Origin of the sequence: Pseudomonas sp. Irchel 3F6, assembly GCF_900187595.1 — a bacterium.
In the GTDB taxonomy this organism is placed as follows: Bacteria; Pseudomonadota; Gammaproteobacteria; order Pseudomonadales; family Pseudomonadaceae; genus Aquipseudomonas; species Aquipseudomonas siliginis.
Window position 1 is genome coordinate 291,999 of record NZ_FYDP01000008.1, and the last position, 23,575, is coordinate 315,573.

Annotated in this window: 20 protein-coding genes; 16 read left to right on the forward strand and 4 right to left on the reverse strand. The window is 61.0% G+C overall.

Features of this window, described 5'->3' with window-relative positions; all coding sequences use genetic code 11:
- Positions 1 to 55 precede the first annotated feature (55 nt).
- Positions 56 to 805 carry a hypothetical protein gene (locus tag CKW30_RS24050; protein WP_056788708.1) on the reverse strand — a complete coding sequence of 250 codons (750 nt, stop codon included), beginning with the start codon at positions 803 to 805 and terminating at the stop codon, positions 56 to 58.
- Between the two features lie 276 nt (positions 806 to 1,081).
- Between CKW30_RS24050 and CKW30_RS24055 the strand changes: the two genes are divergently transcribed.
- The 3 genes from CKW30_RS24055 (at position 1,082) to CKW30_RS24065 (ending at position 3,827) form a co-directional block, all read left to right on the forward strand.
- Entirely contained in the window at positions 1,082 to 2,230 is a 1,149-nt protein-coding gene (locus CKW30_RS24055) for an aldose epimerase family protein (RefSeq protein WP_056788705.1), read from the forward strand.
- Positions 2,231 to 2,510: 280 nt separating this feature from the next.
- A complete protein-coding gene (locus CKW30_RS24060; protein WP_095182122.1) occupies positions 2,511 to 3,332 on the forward strand; it encodes an aldo/keto reductase in 822 nt (273 codons plus the stop codon).
- 24 nt (positions 3,333 to 3,356) lie between these two features.
- Positions 3,357 to 3,827 (forward strand): DUF1810 domain-containing protein, encoded by a 471-nt coding sequence (locus tag CKW30_RS24065; RefSeq protein ID WP_095182123.1) that lies wholly within the window; start codon positions 3,357 to 3,359, stop codon positions 3,825 to 3,827.
- On the opposite strand, the gene CKW30_RS24070 is transcribed toward CKW30_RS24065, so the two are convergent.
- Complete coding sequence (locus tag CKW30_RS24070; protein ID WP_177434233.1) at positions 3,792 to 6,152, reverse strand: DNA polymerase II; 2,361 nt, start codon at positions 6,150 to 6,152, stop codon at positions 3,792 to 3,794. The genes CKW30_RS24065 and CKW30_RS24070 overlap by 36 nt on opposite strands.
- 377 nt (positions 6,153 to 6,529) lie before the next feature.
- Between CKW30_RS24070 and CKW30_RS24075 the strand changes: the two genes are divergently transcribed.
- On the forward strand, positions 6,530 to 6,970 hold the full coding sequence (locus CKW30_RS24075) for a CBS domain-containing protein (RefSeq protein ID WP_041477195.1): 441 nt from the start codon (positions 6,530 to 6,532) through the stop codon (positions 6,968 to 6,970).
- Between the two features lie 121 nt (positions 6,971 to 7,091).
- Here the strand turns inward: CKW30_RS24075 and CKW30_RS24080 are convergent, their stop codons facing one another.
- Entirely contained in the window at positions 7,092 to 7,721 is a 630-nt protein-coding gene (locus CKW30_RS24080; RefSeq protein WP_095182125.1) for a glutathione S-transferase N-terminal domain-containing protein, read from the reverse strand.
- A gap of 1,071 nt (positions 7,722 to 8,792) precedes the next feature.
- Between CKW30_RS24080 and CKW30_RS24090 the strand changes: the two genes are divergently transcribed.
- The 12 genes from CKW30_RS24090 to CKW30_RS24145 all read left to right on the forward strand — a co-directional run bounded on the left by CKW30_RS24090 (position 8,793) and on the right by CKW30_RS24145 (position 22,188).
- A complete protein-coding gene (locus tag CKW30_RS24090) occupies positions 8,793 to 9,617 on the forward strand; it encodes an energy transducer TonB (RefSeq protein ID WP_095182127.1) in 825 nt (274 codons plus the stop codon).
- 45 nt (positions 9,618 to 9,662) lie between these two features.
- Positions 9,663 to 10,370 carry a MotA/TolQ/ExbB proton channel family protein gene (locus CKW30_RS24095; RefSeq protein WP_095182128.1) on the forward strand — a complete coding sequence of 236 codons (708 nt, stop codon included), beginning with the start codon at positions 9,663 to 9,665 and terminating at the stop codon, positions 10,368 to 10,370.
- On the forward strand, positions 10,370 to 10,771 hold the full coding sequence (locus CKW30_RS24100; RefSeq protein ID WP_095182129.1) for a biopolymer transporter ExbD: 402 nt from the start codon (positions 10,370 to 10,372) through the stop codon (positions 10,769 to 10,771). The genes CKW30_RS24095 and CKW30_RS24100 overlap by 1 nt, the downstream gene beginning before the upstream one ends.
- Positions 10,772 to 10,978: 207 nt before the next feature.
- Positions 10,979 to 13,690: a TonB-dependent receptor gene (locus CKW30_RS24105; RefSeq protein WP_177434234.1), complete on the forward strand. Its 2,712-nt coding sequence runs from the start codon at positions 10,979 to 10,981 to the stop codon at positions 13,688 to 13,690.
- Between the two features lie 226 nt (positions 13,691 to 13,916).
- Positions 13,917 to 15,782, forward strand: a complete 1,866-nt coding sequence (locus CKW30_RS24110; RefSeq protein WP_095182130.1) for an extracellular solute-binding protein — start codon at positions 13,917 to 13,919, stop codon at positions 15,780 to 15,782.
- A 1-nt stretch (position 15,783) separates the two neighbouring features.
- Positions 15,784 to 16,848 (forward strand): microcin C ABC transporter permease YejB, encoded by a 1,065-nt coding sequence (locus tag CKW30_RS24115; RefSeq protein WP_095182131.1) that lies wholly within the window; start codon positions 15,784 to 15,786, stop codon positions 16,846 to 16,848.
- Complete coding sequence (locus CKW30_RS24120; RefSeq protein WP_056788667.1) at positions 16,848 to 17,870, forward strand: ABC transporter permease; 1,023 nt, start codon at positions 16,848 to 16,850, stop codon at positions 17,868 to 17,870. The genes CKW30_RS24115 and CKW30_RS24120 overlap by 1 nt, the downstream gene beginning before the upstream one ends.
- 1 nt (position 17,871) lies before the next feature.
- Positions 17,872 to 19,506: an ABC transporter ATP-binding protein gene (locus CKW30_RS24125; protein WP_256584400.1), complete on the forward strand. Its 1,635-nt coding sequence runs from the start codon at positions 17,872 to 17,874 to the stop codon at positions 19,504 to 19,506.
- Between the two features lie 170 nt (positions 19,507 to 19,676).
- The gene (locus CKW30_RS24130; protein WP_095182133.1) at positions 19,677 to 20,198 is read left to right on the forward strand and encodes a DUF3455 domain-containing protein; all 522 of its coding nucleotides are present in this window, start codon (positions 19,677 to 19,679) and stop codon (positions 20,196 to 20,198) included.
- Between the two features lie 161 nt (positions 20,199 to 20,359).
- Entirely contained in the window at positions 20,360 to 20,887 is a 528-nt protein-coding gene (locus CKW30_RS24135; RefSeq protein ID WP_095182134.1) for a sigma-70 family RNA polymerase sigma factor, read from the forward strand.
- Positions 20,884 to 21,576 carry an anti-sigma factor domain-containing protein gene (locus CKW30_RS24140; RefSeq protein WP_095182135.1) on the forward strand — a complete coding sequence of 231 codons (693 nt, stop codon included), beginning with the start codon at positions 20,884 to 20,886 and terminating at the stop codon, positions 21,574 to 21,576. The genes CKW30_RS24135 and CKW30_RS24140 overlap by 4 nt, the downstream gene beginning before the upstream one ends.
- 132 nt (positions 21,577 to 21,708) lie before the next feature.
- Positions 21,709 to 22,188: a hypothetical protein gene (locus tag CKW30_RS24145; RefSeq protein WP_024013496.1), complete on the forward strand. Its 480-nt coding sequence runs from the start codon at positions 21,709 to 21,711 to the stop codon at positions 22,186 to 22,188.
- 70 nt (positions 22,189 to 22,258) lie between these two features.
- Here CKW30_RS24145 and CKW30_RS24150 read toward each other — a convergent pair whose 3' ends face one another.
- A complete protein-coding gene (locus CKW30_RS24150; protein ID WP_095182136.1) occupies positions 22,259 to 23,341 on the reverse strand; it encodes a DUF1615 domain-containing protein in 1,083 nt (360 codons plus the stop codon).
- Between the last annotated feature and the right edge of the window lie 234 nt (positions 23,342 to 23,575).

A 23,575-nucleotide genomic window follows, 5' to 3' on the forward strand; every position in this document is an offset into this window, starting at 1 on the left:
CGCGAGCAGGCTCGCTCCCACAGTGGATCTTTGCGCTACAGAAAACCTGCCGTGCTCACTGCACCGGCAGGAAATTCAGAAACAGCAGGCTCTGCGCGTAATTCAGTCCGATCCTGCGATAGCGCTCATCGAGCATCTGCGTGAGCAGGTCGAGGCGTGCGACGATTTTGCTGAATTCGGTGGCGAAGCTGAGGTTGCTGCCCTCCTCCGAGATTTCGTTGGAGAACAGCAACGGCTGGCCTTCCTTGTTCTGCCGTTGCGACAAAATCCACATGGCTTTTTCGATGTTACGCGCGGCGTTGTGCACGAACGTCGGATTGATCGCGTCGGTCATGTAGAACTCGGTGCGATTGCCGTGAGCGGTGACCAGCATGCTGCCGATTGCATAGATGAAGGCGCCGACGCGGTCGCCGAGGAATTCCGGACTCATCGCATAGCTCAGTGCCGCCAGATCCTTGCGCCCGCCCAGCACGGGCAATGGCTGCTGTTGCTCGACAGCGAGACGCACCTGTTTCACGGCGGCGTTGACGGTGAGGAAACCGGATTTGCGCAGTTCTTCCGGGTTGCGCAGGTAGAGCTTGCCCATCAGCCGGTAAAGGCTGTCGAGGTTGTCGCGCATCGCCAGGGTGGCCATGCGGTCGACGCTGGTCTGCAGAAATTCCTGCGGCTGCCCTTCACGTATCTGATTGAAAAATCCATTGCCGTTCTGGTGGCTGCAGCCGCTGAGCAACAGCGACAACAGGCAGGCCAGCAGCAGGCACGGGCGGCGGTGAGCGACGGTGATCAGGGCAAAAACACTCGGCATGAAATCTCGGACAGGCACATTCCTGTGCGGCGGGAGTCACCGCATCCTGGCCATGCATAGAGCCGCCGATTACGAAAAAGTGCAGTGCCCGGGCGGTGAGCCGACCTTCGGTGCTTTTCGCCATGTCAATTAGTCGGACTTTATATTTGCCAACAGCGGTAAATCCGCTATAAATCTTCTTTCTCGACTCAAATAGCATGACTAGTGACATATAGGAGCAGCCTTCGGCAGCTCCTACGGTCAATACGAAAACAACAACAAAAAGGAAGGTCAACCATGCTTCAATCCCGTCACCTGCTCTCCGGCCTCGGACTGTCCCTGATGATCGCTACCCTTTCCGCCAACGCGGCGGGCCTGACCGCCGAACACAAAGCCTTCGGCAAAACCAATGACGGCACGCCTGTCGAACAGTACATCCTGCGCAACAGCCACGGCATGCAGGCCACCGTGATCACCTACGGCGCGACCCTGCAAGCGCTGAAAGTCGCCGACAAGCACGGCAAGTTCGACGACATCGTGTTGGGTTTTGACGATGTGCAGGGCTATCAGAAAGGCACCGCGTACTTCGGCGCGACCATCGGCCGCTTCGGCAATCGTTTGGCCGAAGGTGCTTTCGAACTTGATGGCAAGCGTTATCAAGTGCCGCAGAACGACAAATCCAACGCCCTGCACGGCGGCCCCGAAGGTTTCGACAAGAAAGTCTGGAAGGCCAAAGAAACCAAGGACAAGGATTCGGTTGGCGTAACCCTGACCTACCTCTCGGCCGACGGCGAGATGGGCTTCCCAGGCAATCTGACCACCGAAGTCACCTATCGCCTGACCGACAACAACGAGCTGCGCATCGACTACAAGGCCAGCACCGACAAGCCGACCGTGCTCAACCTGACCAACCATAGCTACTTCAACCTGGCCGGTGCCGGCAATGGCGATATTCTCAAGCAAGTCGCCATGATCAACTCCAGCCATTACACGCCGGTCACCGCCAAACTGATCCCGACCGGGGAGCTGGCGGCTGTCGCCGGCACGCCGATGGACTTCAGCAAACCGACGGCAATCGGCACGCACATCAAGGCTGATCATCCGCAGCTGAAATTCGCCGAGCCGAAACAGGGCGGCTTCGATTTCAACTGGGCGCTGGACACCAAGGGCGATGTCAGCAAGCTCGCCACCGAAGTCAGCGACCCGCAATCCGGAAGGGTCCTGCAACTGTTCACCAGCGAGCCGGGCGTGCAGTTCTACACCAGCAACTTCCTCGACGGCACGGTCAAGGGCAAGGGCGGCAAGGTCTATCCACACTGGGGCGCGTTCACCCTCGAGACCCAGCACTACCCGGATTCGCCGAACCAGCCAGACTTCCCGAGCACGCGGCTTGATCCGGGGCAGACTTACGCCCACAGCGTGATCCTGAAGTTCTCCACCAAGTAACCTGCCATGCTCCCCCTGTGGCGAGGGGATTCATCCCCGTTGGGATGCGAAGCAGCCCCGATCCTGCAACACGCGCTGTACCAGACAGCGTTCTATTGCAGGTTTTTGGGGCTGCTTCGCAGCCCAGCGGGGATGAATCCCCTCGCCACAAATCCCCTCGCCACCAGATCCCCTCGCCACGATTGACCGGTTTCATCCTTGACTCCTCCTTCCTTCCGGGAACCCTTGCTCTATCCTGCTGCCCACTAAAGATATCGACTCTTTAAGGCAGGAGGTTTGGATGCGTACTCTTGAATTGGCCGGCGTACAGGTTCCCGTGATTGGTCAGGGCACCTGGCGCATGGGCGAAGATCGTTCGGCGCACAGCCGTGAAGTGGCGGCGCTGCGCACGGGCATCGAGCTCGGCATGACCCTGATCGACACCGCCGAGATGTACGCCGAGGGCGGTGCCGAAACGGTGGTCGGCGAAGCCATCGCCGGTCTGCGCGATCAAGTCTTTCTGGTCAGCAAGGTCTACCCGCACAACGCCAGCCGCGAGGGCATCCCGCAAGCCTGCGAGCGCAGTTTGCGTCGGCTCGGCACCGACTACATCGATCTGTATCTGCTGCACTGGCGCGGTCAGTATCCGCTGGAGGAAACCGTCGAAGCCTTCGAACGCCTGCGCGAGGACGGCAAGATCGGCCGTTGGGGCGTGTCGAATTTCGATGTCGACGACCTCGAAGAACTCTCCAGCTCGGCCTGCGCCACCAATCAGGTGCTGTACAACCTCGAGGAGCGCGGCATCGAATTCGATCTGCTGCCGTGGTGCCAGCATCAGCGCCTGCCGTTGATGGCGTACTGTCCGATCGGCCAGGGCGGCGCGATGCTCGCCGAGCCGGTCCTGCAAGACATTGCCAGCCGTCACAACGCCACCCCGGCGCAGGTTTCGCTGGCGTGGCTCCTGCGCCATGACGGCGTGATTGCGATTCCCAAGGCTGTGCGCCCGGAGCATGTGCAACTCAATGCCGAGGCGGCGCAGTTGCAACTGGACGCCGGGGATCTGGCGGCGCTGGACAAGGTGTTTCCGGCGCCACAACGCAAGCAGCGACTGGCCATGGTCTGAGCTGCCGACTGCGAGGGCTTCGCCATGAGAAGCACAGATCTGCACGACCCGTACAACCTGCAACGTTTTGTCCAGGCTCAGGACGCGGTGTTCGAACGGGTCCAGCGTGAACTCGAGACGGGCCGCAAGCGCAGCCACTGGATGTGGTTCGTCTTCCCGCAGTTCGCCGGGTTGGGCGGCAGCGAGATGGCCCGGCGCTTTGCCATTGGTTCAGCCGAGGAAGCCCAGGCCTATCTGGCCCACGAGCTGCTCGGGGCGCGGCTGCGCACCTGCACGCAACTGGTGCTGAATGTGCCGCAGCGCTCGATTGCAGACATTTTCGGCCATCCCGATGACCTGAAATTTCATTCTTCGATGACTCTGTTCGCCCAGTTCAGCGCCGAGGACAGCCTGTTCCATCAGGCACTGGAGCGGTACTTCCACGGCATTCTCGATGAATGGACGCTGCAATTGCTCGACTCAAAACAGGCCCAGTTGCCCACCGATCAGGGTTGAGAAGTCGTCGTCGACAAACGGCAGAATCGCATCCGCTACCGGTTGCAATTGGCGGGTGATGTAGTGGTCGTAGTCGATGGCGGCGCGGCGTACCTCCAGCGGCTCCGGGCCGGCCAGGGTGATGACGTAGCTGATCCAGCCGCCGTTCTGATATTGCCGTGGCCGCCCGTGCTCGGCATTGTATTCGTCGGCCAGCCGCGCCGCGCGGACGTGCGGCGGCACATTGCGTTCGTAGTCGTCGAGGGTGCGGCGCAGGCGCTTGCGGTAGATCAGCCGATCGTCGAACTCGCCAGCGAGCGTCTTGCGCACGTAGTCGCGCACGTAATCCTGATACGGCTTGCGCTGGAAAATCCGCTCATACAGCTCCTGCTGAAATTGCCGGGCCAGCAGCGACCAGTCGGTGCGCACGGTCTCCAGGCCCTTGTAGACCATTTCTTCGCTGCCATCGGCGCGGGTAACGAGGCCGGCGTAGCGCTTCTTGCTGCCCTCCTCGGCGCCGCGAATCGTCGGCATCAGAAAGCGCTTGTAGTGAATCTCGAACTGCAATTCCAGCGCGCTTTCCAGCCCGTATTCCTCGCGCACATGCGCGCGCCACCAATCGTTGACGTGCTTGACCAGCGCATGGCCGATCTGCGCTGTTTCTTCCTGGCCGTGCAGACTGCGCAGCCAGACGAAGGTTGAATCGGTGTCGCCGTAAATGACCGCGTGGCCCTGTTCTTCGATCAACTGGCGGGTGCGCAGCATGATTTCGTGGCCGCGCAAAGTGATCGACGAGGCCAGCCGGGTATCGAAAAAACGGCAACCACTGGAGCCGAGCACGCCGTAGAAGGCGTTCATGATGATCTTCAGCGCTTGGGACAGCGGCGCGTTGTGTTCGCGCTTGGCGGTTTCGCGCCCTTCGGCCACTCGCGCCACGATGGACGGCAGACAATGCCGGCTGCGCGAGAAGCGTGCGCCACGAAAACCCGCTACCGAGTCAGCGTCGTCCGGGTGTTGCAGGCCCTCGATCAAGCCCACCGGGTCGATCAGAAAGGTGCGAATGATCGACGGGTAGAGGCTTTTGTAATCGAGGACCAACACCGACTCGTACAGACCCGGCCGTGAATCCATAACGAAACCGCCGGGGCTGGCCTGGGGTGGATTGGTGCCCAGATTGGGTGCAACGAAGCCCTGGCGGTGCATCAACGGCATGTACAAATGGGTGAACGCGGCGACCGAACCGCCGCTGCGGTCGGCCGGCAAACCGGTAACGCTGGCGCGCTCAAGCAGGAACGTCAGCAGTTCGGTCTTGGCGAAGATCCGCGTGACCAGTTCGCAGTCCTTGAGGTTGTATTTGGCCAGAGCAGGCTTGTCCTCGGCGAACATGCGGTTGATCTCGTCCATGCGCTGGTATGGGTTGTTGATCGCCTTGCCTTCGCCGAGCAGGGTCTGCGCGACGTTTTCCAGGCTGAACGAAGGAAAACTCCAGGTCGCCGAACGCAACGACTCGATGCCATCGATGATCAGCCGCCCCGCTGCCGAGGCGAAGTAGTGATTGCGGCTGCCGTGCTCGCGCCACTGCATTTCTTCGCCGCCACGACCGATCTTCAGCGGCACGCCAAGACGCCGCGCGTGTTCATGGAGGATGCGCAAATCGAACTGCACGACGTTCCAGCCAATGATCGCGTCGGGGTCGTGGCGGGCGAACCAGTCGTTGAGCTTCTTGAGAATGAGCGTGCGCGAATCGCAGTATTCGAGGTCGAAATCGACAATGCTGGCATCGCCATTCGGCGCGCCGAGCATGTACACCTGGCGCTCGCCACAGCCTTCCAGCGCGATGGAATACAGCTCGCCGTTTTCGGTGGTCTCGATGTCGAGTGAGACCAAGCGCAGTTTCGGCCGGTAAATGGGGTCGGGTTTCAGTTGGGCGTTGATCAGCACGCCGTCAGCATCAGGCGTGCCGCCGAACAGCACCGGCGCGGTGATGAAGCGCTCCATCAGATAGCGTTCCGGGGGGCGCACGTCGGCTTCAAAGACGTCGACGCCGGCGCGGTTGAGCGCGGTTTCGAGGCGCATCAACTGGCCGTGCTGCTGGCAATACAGACCGAGCACCGGACGATGCTGAAAATCCAGCAGCGCCAACGGTCGCAGCTCTACATTCTTTTCATCGTGCAGCAGACGCTCGGCCGCTTCCCGCTGGGCGGCGGGAATAAACGCCACCGATGGCTGAGGCGCCAGACGCACGCGGCGCGGCCCGGCGTCCGTTGCCAGCCAGAACTCGACTTCGGTGCCGGCCGGCGTATCGCGCCAATGCCGGGTCAGGACGAAGCCCTGCTGTAAATCCACCACTGCGACCTCAACGTTTCAATCAGAACGCCATTCTACGCAGCATTTGTGGCGAGGGGATTTATCCCCGCTGGCCGCGAAGCGGCCCCGCTTTTAATGAAAGGGGCTGCTGCGCAGGCCAGCGGGGATAAATCCCCTCGCCACAGATAAATCCCATCACCACAGATAAATCTTATTGCCACAGATAAATCCTCTGCCACAGATAATCCCCCTTGTTACAGATAAATCCCCTAGCCACAGATGCTTCATTCACCGATACAAAGATGTTTTTTCCGGCAAATGGCGTTTTTTGCACGCTAACTGCCGCTTTGCCACCTTGCTCTGCGCAGCTGCGTCTACGATGCTTGATGAACAACGACAACACCTGAGTAACCGCCATGAAGACCGTCGCCCAACTGCTCAAGCTCAAAGATCAGAAAAATCAGGAAGTGCACCAGATCAAACCCGATCACATGGTGCTCGAAGCGCTGATGAAGATGGCCGAGAAAAACGTCGGCGCCTTGCTGGTGGTCGAAGACGACAAAGTGGTCGGCATCATCAGCGAGCGCGATTACGCACGCAAACTGGTACTGCACGGACGCTCTTCGGTGGGCACGCCAGTGCGCGACATCATGGTCAAGGACGTGATCACCGTGGATACCCGACAAACCGTCGACACCTGCCTTGGCATCATGTCGGACAAACGCCTGCGCCACTTGCCGGTGGTCGAGGACGGCCAGTTGATCGGCCTGTTGTCGATCGGCGACCTGGTGAAAGAGGCGATTGCGGAACAGGCCGAACTGATCAAACAGCTGGAGCAGTACATTCGCGGCGACTGAGCCCACCGCCGTGATCCCCTTGTGGGAGCGAGCCTGCTCGCGAATGCGCCAGGTCAGTCGATACATCTTTGACTGACAGACCGCTTTCGCGAGCAGGCTCGCTCCCACATTCATGTATCGGTCAGCCTTGAGACGGCCAATGCCGCTCAAACACCGGTGCCAGCACCGGGTGCCGGTCGATCCTTTGCAGCCATGCATAAAAGCCCGGGCGGGTCTGGCGCAGGTGTTCGCGGCTGCCGGCCCAGCGGCTCACCACGGCCGCCAGCACATCCAGTGCGCCGGGCGTTTCATCATCCAGATACAGCTCCCCGGAAAACTGATCGGCAAACACCTCCCAACTGAAGTGCAGGCGCTGGCGGGTGCCGGCGATCAGGTTTTGCCGTGCGCTCTCGTCGGGCGTGCTCAACCAGCGCTCGGGGTAATCGATGATGCCGACCGCTGCGTAGCAATTGCTGACGATATAGGCGAGGCCGCGAATCGCCTGATCACGATCGGCAGCCTTGCTCGGCAGCAGGCCGGACTTGGGAAACGTCAGGCCCAAGTGAATCAGGATCGCCGCACTTTCGGTCATGGCGCTGCCGTCCGGCAGTTGCAGGGTCGGTATCTGTTTCAGCGGATTGAGTTTGCCCAGCGCTTCGTCGGCCTCGGCGCTGGCTTCGGTATCAATGAAGCGATAGGCGATCTGGCACAACTCCAGTGCCGCCTCGATGGCAGCCGCGCCGGAATTCTTGTGCCCGTAGAGCTGGTACATGACCGTTCCCCCAATAAGGCCTTTGCACAGGGTAGATGGCTGGCTGGCATGACGTAGAAAATTCTGCAAATGTGTCGTGATTGGCACGCTTTTCCCATGCACTGCCGACTTGCGAAATCAACCTTCGCCAATCAGCGCTGGCGGTGCCCATCCCGCACCAAGAGCATTCATCGAACGCTATCCGCGTTCTTGTAAGGTGCGACAGCGAACCAAAAGTTCGCCTGTCCGAGCTGGCAACAAGGAGTTCACCCGTGAATCTTCAAATGCTCCGCCGTACGACATACCCGACTTACTCGCAAATCCAGCCCCAAGTTCAGCCGAACCTATTCAGCCTGGCGCGCTTCTCCTTTATTACCTGAAACCCAATGCACACTTTGCGTGCCTGGCGATCGAGCGATCGCCGGGCGCCGAGTGTTATTTATTTTTTAAATACGGCAATTAATAAAAGGCACAACAACAAGATTCTCGAACAATGACTACCCGTCATTGAAGCTGCACCAAAAGCGCACGCCCAAATGTGATGCAGTTACCAATACTCCAGAATCAAAATAAGGAACTTGTCCCGTGAGCCGCTGAATGACTGACCTGCACCAAATCGATTCGCTACGCACCGATAGGTGCTAAGCCTGATCACCGAGCAGCCGCTCTATCCCGTCGATTGGCGTGATACAGCGTTCCCTCTGACTCGCTCTGGAAAAAGCCCTTCTGCGAGGACTTGAGAACCGCTTCGCGCTGAATAAACCGTATGCGAATTTGAAACTTATATAAATGCGACATCAGTAACACCGAAGATATGCGTTCAACCGGTTTCAGCAACATCTGGCACACCTGTTGCAAACTGTAACAAACCTGAGACAGCTCACGTCTCCGCACAACAACAAGCCACGGAATGGATAATGAACAATCGATATAGATGCTACTAAGCCATTAAGTTTGTTCGAGGCCGTTTAAACAGATAGTCCAACTATCGGCTCGCGTACACCTTGAAGAAAGTTGCACCCACTCACTCGAACATCAGCCATATGTTCGGACGGCACCTTATTGCCCTTCATCTGACCCGAGGGAGCTTTAATGAACGATGCGGTAAAGCACAGAACCCTGCCGGGGCCGTTGCGGCAAGCACCGGTCCCGCCGGCAACGGGCAGGCCGGCGTTTACAGCCAATACGTCACGACCCGGCGGGTTGAACAAACCACAGATGCTCTTGCTGATCGCCGTGTCGGCGCTGATACACGGCGGCGCGTGGTGGTTCTTCCATCAGGCGCGGCCGGAGCCACTGCCGACGCCGCCGGAAATTCCGGAAATGACCGTCGAGCTGACCAGCCCGACGCCTCCGGCCCCATCGACACCGGAACCACCACCGCCGCCCCCGCCTCCACCGCCGCCGGAACCCGAGCAGCCGGTGGAAGACGAGGACGCGGTCAAGCCGCCGCCCAAACCGGTGGAGAAGCCCAAGCCAATCGAAAAACCAAAACCGGTCGAGAAACCCAAACCGGTGAAGAAAGTCGAGCCACCGAAAGCGCCGCCAGCCCCGGCGCAACCTGCCGCACCTGCGGCGCCGACGACACCGAGCGCACCACCGGCACCACCTGCTGCGCCCGCTCCGGTCAAGGAGTCGGCGGCGATTTCCGGCCTGGCCAGCCTTGGCAACCCGCCGCCGGAATACCCGTCGCTGGCGCTGCGCCGCAACTGGGAAGGCAGCGTGGTGCTGCGCATTCAGGTGCTCGCTAACGGCCGTGCCGGTGCGGTGACGGTGACCAAGTCCAGCGGCAAACCGCAACTGGATGAGGCGGCCGTCGCGGCGGTGAAGAACTGGAAGTTCATTCCGGCCAAGCGCGGTGACACGCCGATCGACGGCTTCGCCACCCAGACCATCGATTTCAAATTGCCGCAATGACGGCGCAACCGATTCATTACTGATTAACGCAAGCGAGGTGTAGCCATGAACGATTCACTGTCTTCGATGATTGTCCCCGGTGTGCTCTGGGGTCTGGTGCTGTTTTCCGTGGTCAGTTGGGCGATCCTGCTGGTCAAGTCGGCCCAGTACTTGCGTCAGAAAGCGCAGAACAAACAGTTCGCCAAAGCCTTCTGGAGCGCGCCGGACCTGCTCACCGCCGCCGAACACGCCAGCCAGTATCCGGGCTCGCTGGCGCGCATCGCCAGCAGTGGTTTCGAAGCCCTGCTGGTGGAAGATTCGCCGCGCACCACGCAGCAACTGGCGCACACCATCAACCGCTCCGACCGCCTGGAACGCAACCTGCGCCAGCAGATCCAGAAAGAACGTCGCTCGCTGGAAAACGGCCAGGCGATTCTCGCCAGTATCGGCAGCACCGCGCCGTTCATTGGCCTGTTCGGCACCGTGTGGGGAATCATGGAAGCCCTGCAAAGCATCGGCGAAACCGGCTCGGCCAGCCTTGAAGCGGTCGCCGGGCCTATCGGCCACGCGCTGATCGCCACTGGCGTGGGCATCGCCGTCGCGGTGCCGGCGGTGCTGATCTACAACTTCTTCCTGCGTCGGCTGAAACTCGCCTCGGCGGACATGGACGACTTCGCCCACGACTTCGACGCCCTCGCCTCGCGCAGTGCGTTTTCCATCAGCCGCCAGGCCATCGCCAGCAAAAGCACCAACGCCGTGCGGGAGGCCAGCTGATGTCCTTTTCTACCCAAGACAGCGATGAAGTGCTCAGCGAAATGAACGTCACGCCGCTGGTCGACGTGATGCTCGTGCTGCTGGTGGTGTTCATTGTCACCGCGCCGCTAATGACCAACGCGATCAAGGTCAACCTGCCGAAAACCGACGCCGTCGCCCCTGCCGAAAAGAAAGACCCGGTGGTGGTCAGCGTCGATCAGAACGGCAAGTTCTATCTGGCCAAGACCGAACTGGCCCCGGAATCCCTCGAGGCCAATCTAAAGGAGGTCAAGGCCAAGGACGCCGACGTGCGCGTGCAGTTGCAGGCCGATGCCGCCGTCAATTACGGCCAGGTGGCCAAGGCGATGGCATCGATCGAGCGCTCCGGCATCAGCAAGATTTCGGTGATGACCACCCACTGAGTGCGGTGCCGGATGGGTGTTGAAACACCCGCCCGGCGCCGCTGAAAGAAATCCCGTCGCACCCGGCCGACCGAAAAAACGCCCCGCGTCTTCGGAGGGGATCGGCTTGCTTGAAGAAAGTGGTTTTCCGCGCGCGGTATCACCGGAAGCGGAGCAATGAGCGGCTCACAAGGCCAATTCGATAACGTCTGAAAATCGGAAACAACCATGCTGATGAACACTCCACGCTTCACGCTCAAACCTTTGGTGGCAACGATGTCTCGCCACCGTTTTGTTCCGCTGTATCTGGTGGCCATGGGGATGGGCGCCGGAACCGTGCAAGCGGCCGAGGACGACAACAGTGCCACGCCGGCAGCTGCTGTCGTGGCGGCGCCGACCACGCAACTGCAACGGGTCGAAGTGACCGGTTCGGCGATTCGCCGGGTCGATGCGGAAACGGCGGTGCCGATCACCATCCTCAAGGCTGACGAGCTGCGCAAACAGGGCGTGACCACCACCGCCGAACTGGTGCAGCGCATCACCGGCAGCCAGTCGATCAACAACAGCGCCGGCTCTGTCGGCGCGGCAACGGGCGGTGCGTCGTTTGCCGACATGCGCGGCATCGGCGCGAACAAGACGCTGGTGCTGCTCAATGGTCGACGCCTGGCCAACAACGCCCTGTCGGGGACCAACTCGGCCGGCGGAGCGGTGGACCTGAACATGATCCCGTTCGCCGCCATCGAGCGCGTGGAAGTGCTGCGCGACGGCGCCTCGGCCCTGTACGGCACCGACGCCATCGGCGGTGTGATCAACTTCATCACCAAAAAATCTCTCACCGATGGCGCCCTGACCCTGGGCGGCGAAACGCCGACCCACAGCGGTGGCGGCGCGACCAAAGACATGAGCGCCAGTTGGGGCTACGGCGATCTGGAAGAAGACCGCTTCAACGTCCTCGGCGTGTTCAACTACAACAAGCAGCAGAACCTCGACGCCAACGACCGCTCCTTCGCCACCGACTATGCGCCCGGTCGCGGTCTCGATCAGACTTCCGGCACCGCGTTCCCCGGCAACTACAGCCAGAACGGCAACGCCACCAACCCGTTGGCCAACAGCAATTGCAACGGCCCCAACCTGATCGCCCGCGACGGCTTGTGCCGCTTCAGCACCCGTGAATACATCGATCTGGTGCCACAGACCGAGAAGACCTCGTTCTTCGGCAAGACCACTGCCAAGCTCGGCGATGATCACAACGCCAACCTTGAATATTTCTGGTCGCGCAACAACAACGCCGTCGCCGTCGGCCCGGCGCCACTGACCGGTCTGAGCCTTGACGCTTCGTCGCCCTACTACCCCGGCAACGGCATCACCCCGGCGCCCACCGATTTCGCCCTCGACCCGACGCAGCCAGTCGACGTCAACTGGCGCGAGACTGCCGCCGGCCCGCGTGAATCGAAAGACCAGAACACCAGCCAGCGCTTTCTGCTGAGCTTCGATGGTCTGGTTGGCGGCTGGGATTACAACGTCGGCGCCTCGTACAACCAGAACAAAATCGTCTCCAGCGTCACCAGTGGCTATGTCAGCGATCAGGCGATGATTGACGGGCTGGCCAGCGGTTTGCTCAACCCGTTCGGCCCGCAGACCGCTGCCGGCCAGCAGTACATCGATGCCGCCGCGTACCACGGCGCCTACTCCACAGCCGTGGGTCGCGTGGCCGGGTTCGATGGTCGCGTCAGCCGTGAAATCGGCGACTGGTTCGGCGCAGGTCCGTCCGGTCTGGCGCTGGGCGGCGAGTACCGCAAGGAGAAATTCCATCAGGACTTCGAGTCGTTCGCCGGCGACATCCAGAGCCTCGGCATCGACCCGGCCGGCAGCGTCGAGGGCGACCGCAGCGTCAAGGCCGCCTATGCCGAACTCAACGTGCCGGTGCTCGACAGCCTTGAATTGTCCGCCGCTGTGCGCCACGACAAATACAGCGACTTCGGCAGCACCACCAACCCGAAATACTCGTTCCGTTATCAGCCGTTGAAAGAGCTGGTGGTGCGTGGCGCCTACAGCGAAGGTTTCCGCGCGCCGTCGCTGTATGAACTGTATTCGCCGCGCAGCATCACCTTCACCCAGGGTTTCTACAACGATCCGGTGCTGTGTACCGGCGGCGTGGTGCAACCGGGCGGCAACGGCGGCCGCGATTGCGGTCAGCAGTTCCTCAACCAGATCGGTGGCAACGAAGATCTGGCCCCGGAGAAGGCGCGCAACGTGACGTTGGGCTTCGTCTACCAGCCGATCAGCAATCTGTCAGTGGGTCTGGATTTCTGGTGGATTCACATCTCCAACCAGATCCAGCCGTTCCCGGAATCCACCGTGTTCGATCAGGCTGGCTCCTACCCGGACCGCTTCGTGCGCAACGCCGACGGCACGCTCAACTACATCGTCACCGGCAACGCCAACCTCGGCATCGTCGAGACCAACGGTGTCGATGTGTCGCTCGACTATCGCTTCCCGAACACGCCGTACGGTCAGTTCGGCCTCGGCCTGCAAGGCACCTATGTCGACGAGTACGACTTCCAGAGCACCATCAAAGGCCCGTTCACCGACAAGGTCGGCGACTTTCAGGGTGACGGCGTGATCGCGCGCTGGAAGCACAACCTCACCGGCAGCTGGAGCCTGGGTGCGGCGCGAGCAGCGCTGACCAACCGCTTCACCACCGGTTACAACGATTACGACCGCGAGACGCACGCGCGGGTGGCGTCGTATTCGGTGTGGGATCTGTCGGCCGGTTACACCTTCAACAAAGTGCTCGACGTTGATGCCGGAATGAAGAACGTTTTCGACCGCAACCCGCCGTTCTCCAACCAGGCCTACAACTTCCAGAGCGGCTATGACCCGCGCTACACCGACCCGCTGGGCCGGACATTGTTTGCGCGCATGACTTACCACTTCTAACCCCAAATAAAACGTTTCCCCCTGTGGGAGCGAACCTTTGTGGTGAGGGGATTTATCCCCGATGGGGTGCGAAGCGCCCCCAAGACCTGCCAACGCGGAGCATCAGAAGTACCGCATGCATTGATCTTGCGACTGCTGCGCAGCCGATCGGGGATAAATCCCCTCGCCACAAGGGCTCGCTCCCACCGGGGGTCCGGGTTCCTTCAGGGATTTCAAGGGTGACTTCATGAGTTTTTTGCGCAACATGGCTGGCCTGCTGCTCGGCAGTGCGCTGCTGTGCTTCGGCACTTCGGCGCTGGCCGGCGGCAGTTATGCGCTGACGGTGTACGGCGAAGCGCCGAACTATCCGGCCGGCTTCAAGCATTTCGATTTTGTTAACCCTGACGCGCCCAAGGGCGGTTCGCTCAGCCGTGCGTCGATGGAGATCGGTCAGTACAACTACATCACGCCGTATGCCGATCAGGGCATTTCGGTGGTGCAGGTCAATGATTGGGTCTACGCGCCGCTGGCGTTCCGATCGCTGGACGAGCCCTACACGGTTTACGCTCTGGTCGCGCAGCAGATCGAGCGCGATCCCGAAGGTTTGTGGGTGCGCTTCACCCTCAACCCCAAGGCACGCTTTGCCGACGGCACGCCGATCACCGCCGAAGACGTGCGCTACACCTTCAACCTGCTGATGACCAAGGGCAGCCTGAGTTACCGCCAGCAATACGCCGACGTGCAGGACGTGCTGGTCGAAGGTCCACGGCAGGTCCGTTTCACCTTCAAGAACAACCTCAATCGCACCCTCGCGCTGGATCTGGCGACGCTGCGCGTGCTGCCCGAGCACTGGTGGAAAACCCGCGACTTCGCCAACGGCGGCGGCTTCGAGCCACCGCTGGGCAGCGGCCCGTACCGGGTGAGCAAGGTCGACGCCGGGCGCAGCATCAGTTTCCAGCGTGACCCGGACTGGTGGGGCAAGGACCTGCCGGTCAGTCGCGGCATGTACAACTTCGACAGCCTGACGGTGAATTTCTACGGCGACACCGACGTCGCCCGCCAGCTGTTGCAGGCCGGCGCGTTCGACTACAACCGCGAGTTCTCCTCGTCCGGTTATGTGGTCGGCTATGACAGCCCGGCATTGCGCGACGGTCGTTTGCAACAGTCGATCCTCGCCCCGGACAAACCCACCGCCGCTCAGGGCTTCGTGTTCAACCTGCAGAACCCGTTCTTCAAGGATCGCCGCGTGCGTCAGGCGATCAGCCTGCTCTGGGATTTCGAGTGGACCAACAAACAGATGATGCGCGGCTTCTACGTGCGTCAGAACAGCTTCTGGCCCAAGAGTGAAATGGCCGCCAGCGCCCTGCCCGATGCCGAGGAATTGAAGATCCTCGAACCGCTGCGCGGCAAGGTCCCTGACGAGGTGTTCACCACGGTCTATGAAGCGCCGAAAACCGATGGCAGCGGCTACATCCGCGACAAGCAACTGCAAGCGCTGAAGCTGCTCGCCGAAGCCGGTTGGACGGCGAAAAACAATCGTCTGGTCAACGCCGCCGGCGAGCCGCTGGAATTCACCTTTCTCGATGGCCAGGGCGGCTTCGATCGCATGCTGCTGCCGTTCAAACGCACCCTCGCGCAGATCGGCATCACGCTCAATCTGCGCCGCATCGATTCGGCGCAATACATCAACCGTCTCAACGCCCGCGATTACGACATGATCGTCTGCGCTTTCCCGCGCAGTGGCGATCCGATCGTGTCCCCGGGCCGCGAGTTGTACAGCCTGTACGGCTCGCAAAGTGCCACGCAAGTCGGCAGCTCGAACGCGATGGTGCTGGCCGATCCGGCAATCGATCAACTGATTGACGGGCTGGTCCAGGCCAACAACCGCGAAGCCATGGTGCATTACGCCCGCGCCCTCGACCGGGTGCTGCAATGGGGTTACTACATGATTCCCAACTACTACTCCAAAGGCACGCCGACGGTGTATCAGAACCGCTTCGGCATACCCGCCGTGCAACCTTCGTATGACGAAGGTCTCAACACCTGGTGGGAAGTCTCGGCCAGGCCGCTGACGACTCAGCAAATGAGCGCTCAGCTTGCGGGAGGCCAGTGACATGCTGCGTTATCTGAGTCGCCGTTTGCTGCTGATCATCCCCACGCTGTTGTGCATTCTGGTGGTGAATTTTCTTATCGTGCAGGCCGCACCCGGTGGCCCGGTGGAACAAGCCATCGCTCGCCTGCAAGGCTTTGGCGGGCACAGCATGGGCGGTGGCGGCGAAGTCGCGGCGGTCGGCGGTGCCGGGCGCAGCAGCCGTGGGCTGGACCCGGCGCTGATCGAGGAAATCAAACACCATTACGGCTTCGACAAACCGCTGCACGAACGCCTGTGGCTGCTGCTGAAAAACTACGCACAACTGGATCTGGGCAACAGTTTCTTTCGCGGCGCCAAGGTCACCGACCTGATCGTGCAGAAGCTGCCGGTGTCGCTGTCGCTGGGCTTGTGGGCGACGCTGATCACCTACGTGATTTCAATCCCGCTGGGCATTCGCAAGGCAATCAAGAACGGCAGCGCCTTCGATGTCTGGAGCAGCACGGCGATCATCGTCGGCTACGCGATGCCGGCGTTTCTCTTCGCCATTCTGTTGATCGTGGTGTTCGCCGGGGGCAGCTACGTCAACTGGTTTCCGGTGCAGGGGCTGGTGTCGGACAACTTCGACAGCCTCAGCACATTGGGCAAGGTCGGCGACTACCTCTGGCACCTCGTACTGCCGGTCACGGCGCTGGTGATCGGCGGCTTCGCCACGCTGACGATCCTGACCAAAAACAGCTTTCTCAACGAGATCAGCCGGCAGTACGTGATCACCGCACGAGCCAAGGGCCTGACCGAGCGGCGCGTGCTGTACGGCCACGTGTTTCGCAACGCCATGCTGCTGGTGGTGGCCGGCGTGCCGTCGGCACTGATCGAAGTGTTTTTCGCCGGTTCCCTGCTGATCGAAACCATCTTCAACCTCGACGGCCTCGGGCGCATGAGCTACGAAGCGGCGGTGTCGCGTGACTATCCGGTGGTGTTCGGCGCGCTGTTTCTGTTCACCCTGTTCGGCCTGCTGATCAAGCTGATCGGCGACCTCTGCTACACCCTGCTCGACCCGCGCATCGATTTCTCGGCGAGGACTGCCTGATGTTCACACTGTCGCCTCTGGGCCAGCGCCGCGTCGCGCAATTCAAGGCCAACCGCCGTGGGCGCTGGTCGCTGTGGCTGTTTATCGGCCTGTGCCTGATCTGCCTCGGTGGCGAGCTGATCGCCAATGACAAGCCGCTGGTGATCCGCTACCACGACGCCTTCTACTTTCCGATCCTCAGCGATTATCTGGAAACCGATTTCGGCGGCGAGCTGCCGTTTCAGCCGGATTACGCCAGCAGTTACGTGCACAAGCTGATCGAGGATCAGGGCGGCTGGATGCTGTTTCCGCCGATCCCGTTCAGTTACGACACGGTCAACTACGACCTCACCGAACCGGCGCCCAGCCCGCCGTCATCGAGCAATTGGCTGGGCACCGACGATCAGGCTCGTGATGTTCTGGCGCGGGTGATTTTCGGCACGCGGATCTCGATTCTGTTCGCGCTGATCCTCACCGCGATCAGCGCGTTGATCGGCATTCTCGCCGGGGCCTTGCAGGGCTACTACGGCGGCTGGGTCGACTTGCTCGGGCAGCGCGTTCTGGAAATCTGGTCGGGGCTGCCGGTGCTGTATCTGCTGATCATTCTGTCCGGCTTCGTCTCGCCGAGTTTCTGGTGGCTGCTGGGGATCATGGCGCTGTTTTCCTGGCTGGCGCTGGTCGACGTGGTGCGCGCCGAGTTCCTGCGGGGGCGCAATCTCGAATACGTGAAAGCCGCGCGCGCGCTGGGCCTGACCGACAGCGAACTGATGCGCCGGCACATTCTGCCCAACGCCATGACCTCCACCCTCACCTACCTGCCGTTCATTCTCACCGGCGCCATCGCCACCCTGACCGCGCTGGATTTCCTCGGCTTCGGCATGCCCGCAGGCACCGCATCGCTGGGTGAACTGATCGGCCAGGCCAAACGCAATCTGCAGGCACCGTGGCTGGGGCTGACGGCGTTTTTTGCCTTGGCGCTGATCCTGTCTTTGTTGGTTTTCATCGGTGAAGCGTGCCGAGATGCCTTTGATCCGAGGAGCTGACATGCAAGACCATTTAATCGAGATCCGCGACCTGCGCGTCGCCTTCGCAGGGCAAGAAGTGGTGCACGGTGTGAACCTCGATATTCGCCGTGGCGAGTGTCTGGCGCTGGTCGGCGAGTCCGGCTCGGGCAAGTCAGTGACGGCGCATTCGATTCTGCGTTTGTTGCCGGGCAAGAACGTCAGCAGCAGCGGCGCGATTCGCTACAACGGCGTGGATTTGCTGCACGCCAGCGAACAGCAGATGCGTGGTCTGCGCGGCAATCGCATTGCGATGATTTTCCAGGAGCCGATGACTTCGCTGAACCCGTTGCACACGGTGGAAAAACAGATCAGCGAAGTGCTGGAAATCCACAAGGGCCTCAAGGGCCGCGCCGCCCGCGCGCGGACGCTGGAGCTGCTGGAACTGGTGGGTATTCGCCAGCCGTTGCAGCGACTCAAAGCCTATCCGCATCAGCTTTCCGGTGGTCAGCGCCAACGGGTAATGATCGCCATGGCGCTGGCCAACGAGCCGGAACTGTTGATTGCCGATGAACCGACCACGGCGCTGGACGTGACCGTACAGCAGAAGATTCTTGAACTGCTGATCGAGTTGCAGCAGCGCCTGGGCATGTCGCTGTTGCTGATCAGCCACGACCTCAATCTGGTACGCCGGATCGCTCAGCGCGTGTGCGTAATGCGTCAGGGTGTGATCGTTGAACAGGCCGATTGCGAGACGCTGTTCCAAGCGCCGCAACACCCCTATAGCCGGTTGTTGATCGAAGCGGAACCGAGCGGCGCGCCAGTGCCCAGTGAGTACGAGCACAACCTGCTGGAAGTCGATGATTTGAAGGTGTGGTTTGCCCTGCCGAAAAAACTCTTCAGCCGCCAGCAGGATTACATCAAAGCGGTGGACGGCGTCAGTTTCACCCTGCAACGCGGCAAGACCCTGGGGATTGTCGGCGAATCGGGGTCGGGCAAGTCGACGCTGGGTCAGGCGATCCTGCGACTGGTCGAATCAGAGGGCAATATCCGTTTCGGCAACAAGCAGTTGAGCCTGCTCAATCAGCGTCTGATGCGCCCGTTGCGCCGGCAGATTCAGGTGGTGTTTCAGGACCCGTTCGGCAGCCTCAGCCCACGCATGTCGGTGCAGCAGATCATTGCCGAAGGCTTGCTGACCCACGGCATCGGCAGCGAGGCCGAGCGCGAGGCAGCGGTGATTCGCGTGCTGGAGGAAGTCGGCCTCGATCCGCAAAGCCGCCATCGTTATCCCCACGAATTTTCCGGCGGCCAGCGCCAGCGCATCTCCATCGCCCGCGCACTGGTGCTGGAACCGGCGCTGATTCTGCTCGACGAACCGACGTCGGCGCTGGATCGCACGGTGCAGAAGCAAGTGGTGGAGTTGTTGCGCCAGTTGCAGATCAGGCATGGGCTGACGTACCTGTTCATCAGCCATGATCTGGCGGTGGTGCATGCACTGGCGCATGACTTGATGGTGATCAAGGATGGCAAGGTGGTTGAACAAGGATCGTCGCGGGAGATCTTCGCTGCGCCGCAACATCCGTATACCCAAGAGTTACTGAAAGCCTCGGGCCTCAAGCCGTACAGAGAACCCTGTGGGAGCGAGCCTGCTCGCGAATGCGGTGCATCAGTCACATAAGTGCTGGCTGACCCGACGCTTTCGCGAGCAGGCTCGCTCCCACAGGTTTGATCGGTGGTGTTTGAAATTTATTTTTCCGGCACTGCATCCAATCGCCTCCGTCACGGGTAGTCCCTGTAACAGCCCACTCTGGTGCTGTAAGCGCCCTACCCTTTTCGGAGAATCATCGGATGAACATCACCCAGCTGATTGGCTTCACCGGTTTGCTCGCCTTCACCGCGACCACCTTCGCCCAGAGCAGTTATCCCGACGCGATCAAGGTGCCGGACGGGCACAAGATTGCCCTGGAAACCACCGGGGTTGGCGAGATCACCTACGAATGCCGCGACAAACCCAATATGGCCGGGCAGACCGAATGGACCTTTGTCGGCCCGAAAGCGGTGCTCGATGATCGCAGCGGCAAACAGGTCGGCACCTATTTCGGCCCGCCAGCGACGTGGCAAGCCAAGGACGGTTCGAAAGTCACCGGCACGCAACTCGCCGTGGCACCGTCGAGCCCGGGCAACCTGCCTTATCAACTGGTCAAGGCCAATCCCGCCGAGGGCAAAGGCGCGATGACCGGGGTCAGCTATATCCAGCGTGTCGCGCTCAAGGGCGGCGTCGCGCCGGGCAGTGAGTGCAACATGGCGAACAAGGGCAAGCAGGAAGTGGTGAAGTACCAGGCGGATTATATTTTCTGGGCGGCGAACTGATATCCGGAAGCAGTGCACAATCCTGTGGGAGCGAGCCTACTCGTGAAGACGGAGTGTCAGTCGCCTTATTACTTTCTGACCCACCGCATTCGCGAGCAGGCTCGCTCCCACTGGGAACAATGCATCTGGATGTTTGGGAAATGTGAGCTAGATTGCACCCCATGCCTTTACCCGAATCCGTTTTCGATTATGAAGCCCGCCTCGCCGCCTGTGCCCGGGGCGAGCGCGCGGCTTTGCGCGATTTGTATGTGCAGGAAGGCCCGCGCCTGCTCGGCGTGGCCAAGCGGCTGGTGCGCGATACGGCGCTGGCGGAGGACATTGTGCATGAGGCATTCATCAAGATCTGGCACGGCGCGGCCGGGTTCGACCCGGCGCGCGGCTCGGCGCGGGGCTGGATGTTCAGCGTGACCCGGCACCTGGCCTTGAATCAGTTGCGCAAGCAAAGTCGGGAAACGCCGTTCAGCGAAGAACATGAGACAGCGGCGTCTGATGAGGCGGTCGATGTTCACTCGGCGCGCATTCATCGCTGCCTCGAACAACTGGAACCGCAGCGGCGCAGCTGCATCCTCCATGCCTACGTCGACGGTTATAGCCACGCGCAGATTTCCGCGCGCCTCGACACGCCGCTGGGCACGGTCAAAGCGTGGATCAAGCGCAGCCTCAATGCTTTGCGGGAGTGCATGGGATGACCGGCGAATCAGCGCAGGAACGGGATGAACTGGCCGGCGAATACGTGCTCGGCACCTTGTCGTTCGAACAGCGCATCGAGGTGCAACGGCGGCTGCCGAACGATCCTGAGTTGCGCGCGGCAGTCGACGCATGGGAGCGACGTCTGCTGGAGCTGACCGATCTGGCCGAACCTCAGCAACCCTCGGCGCAGTTATGGCCACGTATCGAGCGCAGTCTCGAACGGCTGACGGTGAGAAAACCTCTCGCTTCCTGGTGGAACCTGCTGCCGCTGTGGCGCGGTTTGAGTGCGGCGGGCCTGGCTGCGACGCTGATTCTGGGCGCGATGCTACTGACCCAGACTGCGCCGAAACCGAGTTATCTGGTGGTGCTGGTGGCGCCGCAGGACAAGGCGCCGGGTTGGGTGATTCAGGCGAGCAATGCGCGGGAGATCCAGTTGATTCCACTGGGCGTGGTCGAGGTGCCGGCGGACAAGGCGCTGGAGTTCTGGACCAAGGCTGACGGCTGGTCGGGACCGGTGTCATTGGGACTGGTCAAACCGGGGCAAGCGTTGTCGGTGCCGCTGGACAAGTTGCCGCCGCTGCAACCGAACCAGCTGTTTGAGCTGACGCTGGAAGGCGCCAATGGCTCACCGATCGGCAAACCGACCGGGCCGATTCAGGCGATCGGGCGTGCGGTGAAGGTGCTCTGAGGCTCTGCTACGCGGTTGTCCGCAACCATCATCGACGTCGATGTTCACCATCACGGCAATGAAGTTCTCATAAAAAATTCCGGGCGTAACATCAGCTCCATACCAACCAACAACACCCCGGAGCACACCATCATGAAACGCCAGACTCTTCTCAGCATCGCTTTCTCGGTTTTCGCAGTTAACGCTTTCGCTGCCACCCCGGCGCACACCATGATCGCCGAAGGCGGCTCGGACAAACTGATCGAAAGCCGTCTGGCTGAAGGCGGTTCGGATCGTCTGATCGAACGCCGCGTTGCCGAAGGTGGTTCGGATCGTCTGATTGAACGCCGCGTTGCCGAAGGTGGTTCGGATCGTCTGATCGAACGCCGTGTTGCTGAAGGTGGTTCGGATCGTCTGATCGAACGCCGCGTTGCCGAAGGTGGCTCGGATCGTCTGATCGAACGCCGCGTTGCCGAAGGTGGTTCGGATCGTCTGATCGAGCGCCGTGTTGCCGAAGGTGGTTCGGATCGTCTGATCGAACGCCGTGTTGCCGAAGGTGGTTCGGATCGTCTGATCGAACGCCGTGTTGCCGAAGGTGGTTCGGATCGTCTGATCGAACGCCGTGTTGCCTGATGCATCACTGCAAGCGTAACACCGCAGAGAAACCCGGCTCCCGCAGCCGGGTTTTTTATGTCTGCGTGTTTTATCCGGCCTTGGCCATGCAGCGCTTGTAACGCTCGTCCACGCGTTTGGCGAACCAGGCTGTGGTGAGTTTGCGAGTGATCTTCGGACTCTGCAGCACAATCCCCGGCAATACCGCGCGCGGTAACGCCTTGCCTTCGGCCCGCTCCGCCAGTTCGAACACGCGCTGATAGAGTCTGGTCTCTTCGAATTCCAGGGTTTTGCCCTTCTCCAGTTGATCGCGAATCGTCGGGTTGCGCATGCCCAGCGACTTGCCGAGGGTGCGCACCGCCAGTTCGGTACTGCCGGGCATGATCGAGTCGTAGCGAATCAGGTCGCCGTCCAGGGTCAGGGGGATGCCGGACGCGCGGCTGACCGCATTCTGAAACGCGGCATTGCGACTGGCGTACCAGCCGGCGTTGAAATCGGCGAAACGATACAACGGCTCGCGGTAATTCACCGGGTAACCGAGCAAATGGGCGATTCCGAAATACATGCCGCCGCGCCGGCTGAACACTTCACGACGAATCGTGCCGTCCACCGGGTACGGGTAATCCTTGGCGTGCTCCTCGGCGAATTCGATGCTGACCTGCATCGGCCCGCCGGTGTGCACCGGGTTGAAGCCGCCGAACAGCGTGCGGCCCATCGGCACCATGCCGATGAAGTCGTCGAAAATCGCGCTCAGTTCCTTTTCACTGCGCGCCGCATTCAGACGCTCGCTGTAGCTCTTGCCGTTGGGCGAGCGCACTTGCAGAGCGCCGCTGACCAGCAGGCTGGGGATGTGCACCTTGGCGGCGCGGCGGTCGATTTCGTCGCGGGCAATCTTGCCCAGGCCGGGCACCGTCGGGTCAGCCTGGAAAGTCGATTCCTGCTCGGCCACGGCCAGTACCGAACACAGATTCTGCGTGGTGGTATTGATGCCTTGTGCGGCAAACGCAGCGTAGATGTCCGTGGCCCAGCCCTGACGGTCGGCGGTTTTTGCCGGCAACAGCCGAACGATTTCCGCCTTCACTTCAGCCGGCGGACGCGGCGCCGGTTCGTTGCTGCGCTGGCTGGCGCAACCGGCGAGCAGTAGCACCGCGCCGAGAGTAATGAGTAATCGCATGTTGCTCCATCCAATCAAATTAGCCACAACACCATACACAACCCCCGTAGGAGCTGCCGCAGGCTGCGATCTTTTGATCTTGCTTTTTGCAGATCAGATCAAGATCAAAATCAAAAGATCGCAGCCTTCGGCAGCTCCTACACGCTGATGACAAACTGATTGCAAAACGTTACTGCGAAACCCTATCATTCGCGCCTGGAGTCGCATTAGCGCAAGGAGTTCCGCGCCGCCCTT

Excerpts from the sequence above, each read along its gene's own strand:
- CKW30_RS24095 (WP_095182128.1), top strand. The coding sequence starts at position 9,663 with ATGAACGATTCACTGTCTTCGATGATTGTCCCCGGTGTGCTCTGGGGT.
- CKW30_RS24055 (WP_056788705.1), top strand. The coding sequence starts at position 1,082 with ATGCTTCAATCCCGTCACCTGCTCTCCGGCCTCGGACTGTCCCTGATG.
- CKW30_RS24140 (WP_095182135.1), top strand. The coding sequence starts at position 20,884 with ATGACCGGCGAATCAGCGCAGGAACGGGATGAACTGGCCGGCGAATAC.
- CKW30_RS24075 (WP_041477195.1), top strand. The coding sequence starts at position 6,530 with ATGAAGACCGTCGCCCAACTGCTCAAGCTCAAAGATCAGAAAAATCAG.
- CKW30_RS24135 (WP_095182134.1), top strand. The coding sequence starts at position 20,360 with ATGCCTTTACCCGAATCCGTTTTCGATTATGAAGCCCGCCTCGCCGCC.
- CKW30_RS24110 (WP_095182130.1), top strand. The coding sequence starts at position 13,917 with ATGAGTTTTTTGCGCAACATGGCTGGCCTGCTGCTCGGCAGTGCGCTG.
- CKW30_RS24065 (WP_095182123.1), top strand. The coding sequence starts at position 3,357 with ATGAGAAGCACAGATCTGCACGACCCGTACAACCTGCAACGTTTTGTC.
- CKW30_RS24060 (WP_095182122.1), top strand. The coding sequence starts at position 2,511 with ATGCGTACTCTTGAATTGGCCGGCGTACAGGTTCCCGTGATTGGTCAG.
- CKW30_RS24125 (WP_256584400.1), top strand. The coding sequence starts at position 17,872 with ATGCAAGACCATTTAATCGAGATCCGCGACCTGCGCGTCGCCTTCGCA.
- CKW30_RS24050 (WP_056788708.1), bottom strand. The coding sequence starts at position 805 with ATGCCGAGTGTTTTTGCCCTGATCACCGTCGCTCACCGCCGCCCGTGC.
- CKW30_RS24145 (WP_024013496.1), top strand. The coding sequence starts at position 21,709 with ATGAAACGCCAGACTCTTCTCAGCATCGCTTTCTCGGTTTTCGCAGTT.
- CKW30_RS24150 (WP_095182136.1), bottom strand. The coding sequence starts at position 23,341 with ATGCGATTACTCATTACTCTCGGCGCGGTGCTACTGCTCGCCGGTTGC.
- CKW30_RS24105 (WP_177434234.1), top strand. The coding sequence starts at position 10,979 with ATGCTGATGAACACTCCACGCTTCACGCTCAAACCTTTGGTGGCAACG.
- CKW30_RS24115 (WP_095182131.1), top strand. The coding sequence starts at position 15,784 with ATGCTGCGTTATCTGAGTCGCCGTTTGCTGCTGATCATCCCCACGCTG.
- CKW30_RS24120 (WP_056788667.1), top strand. The coding sequence starts at position 16,848 with ATGTTCACACTGTCGCCTCTGGGCCAGCGCCGCGTCGCGCAATTCAAG.
- CKW30_RS24130 (WP_095182133.1), top strand. The coding sequence starts at position 19,677 with ATGAACATCACCCAGCTGATTGGCTTCACCGGTTTGCTCGCCTTCACC.
- CKW30_RS24090 (WP_095182127.1), top strand. The coding sequence starts at position 8,793 with ATGAACGATGCGGTAAAGCACAGAACCCTGCCGGGGCCGTTGCGGCAA.
- CKW30_RS24100 (WP_095182129.1), top strand. The coding sequence starts at position 10,370 with ATGTCCTTTTCTACCCAAGACAGCGATGAAGTGCTCAGCGAAATGAAC.
- CKW30_RS24080 (WP_095182125.1), bottom strand. The coding sequence starts at position 7,721 with ATGTACCAGCTCTACGGGCACAAGAATTCCGGCGCGGCTGCCATCGAG.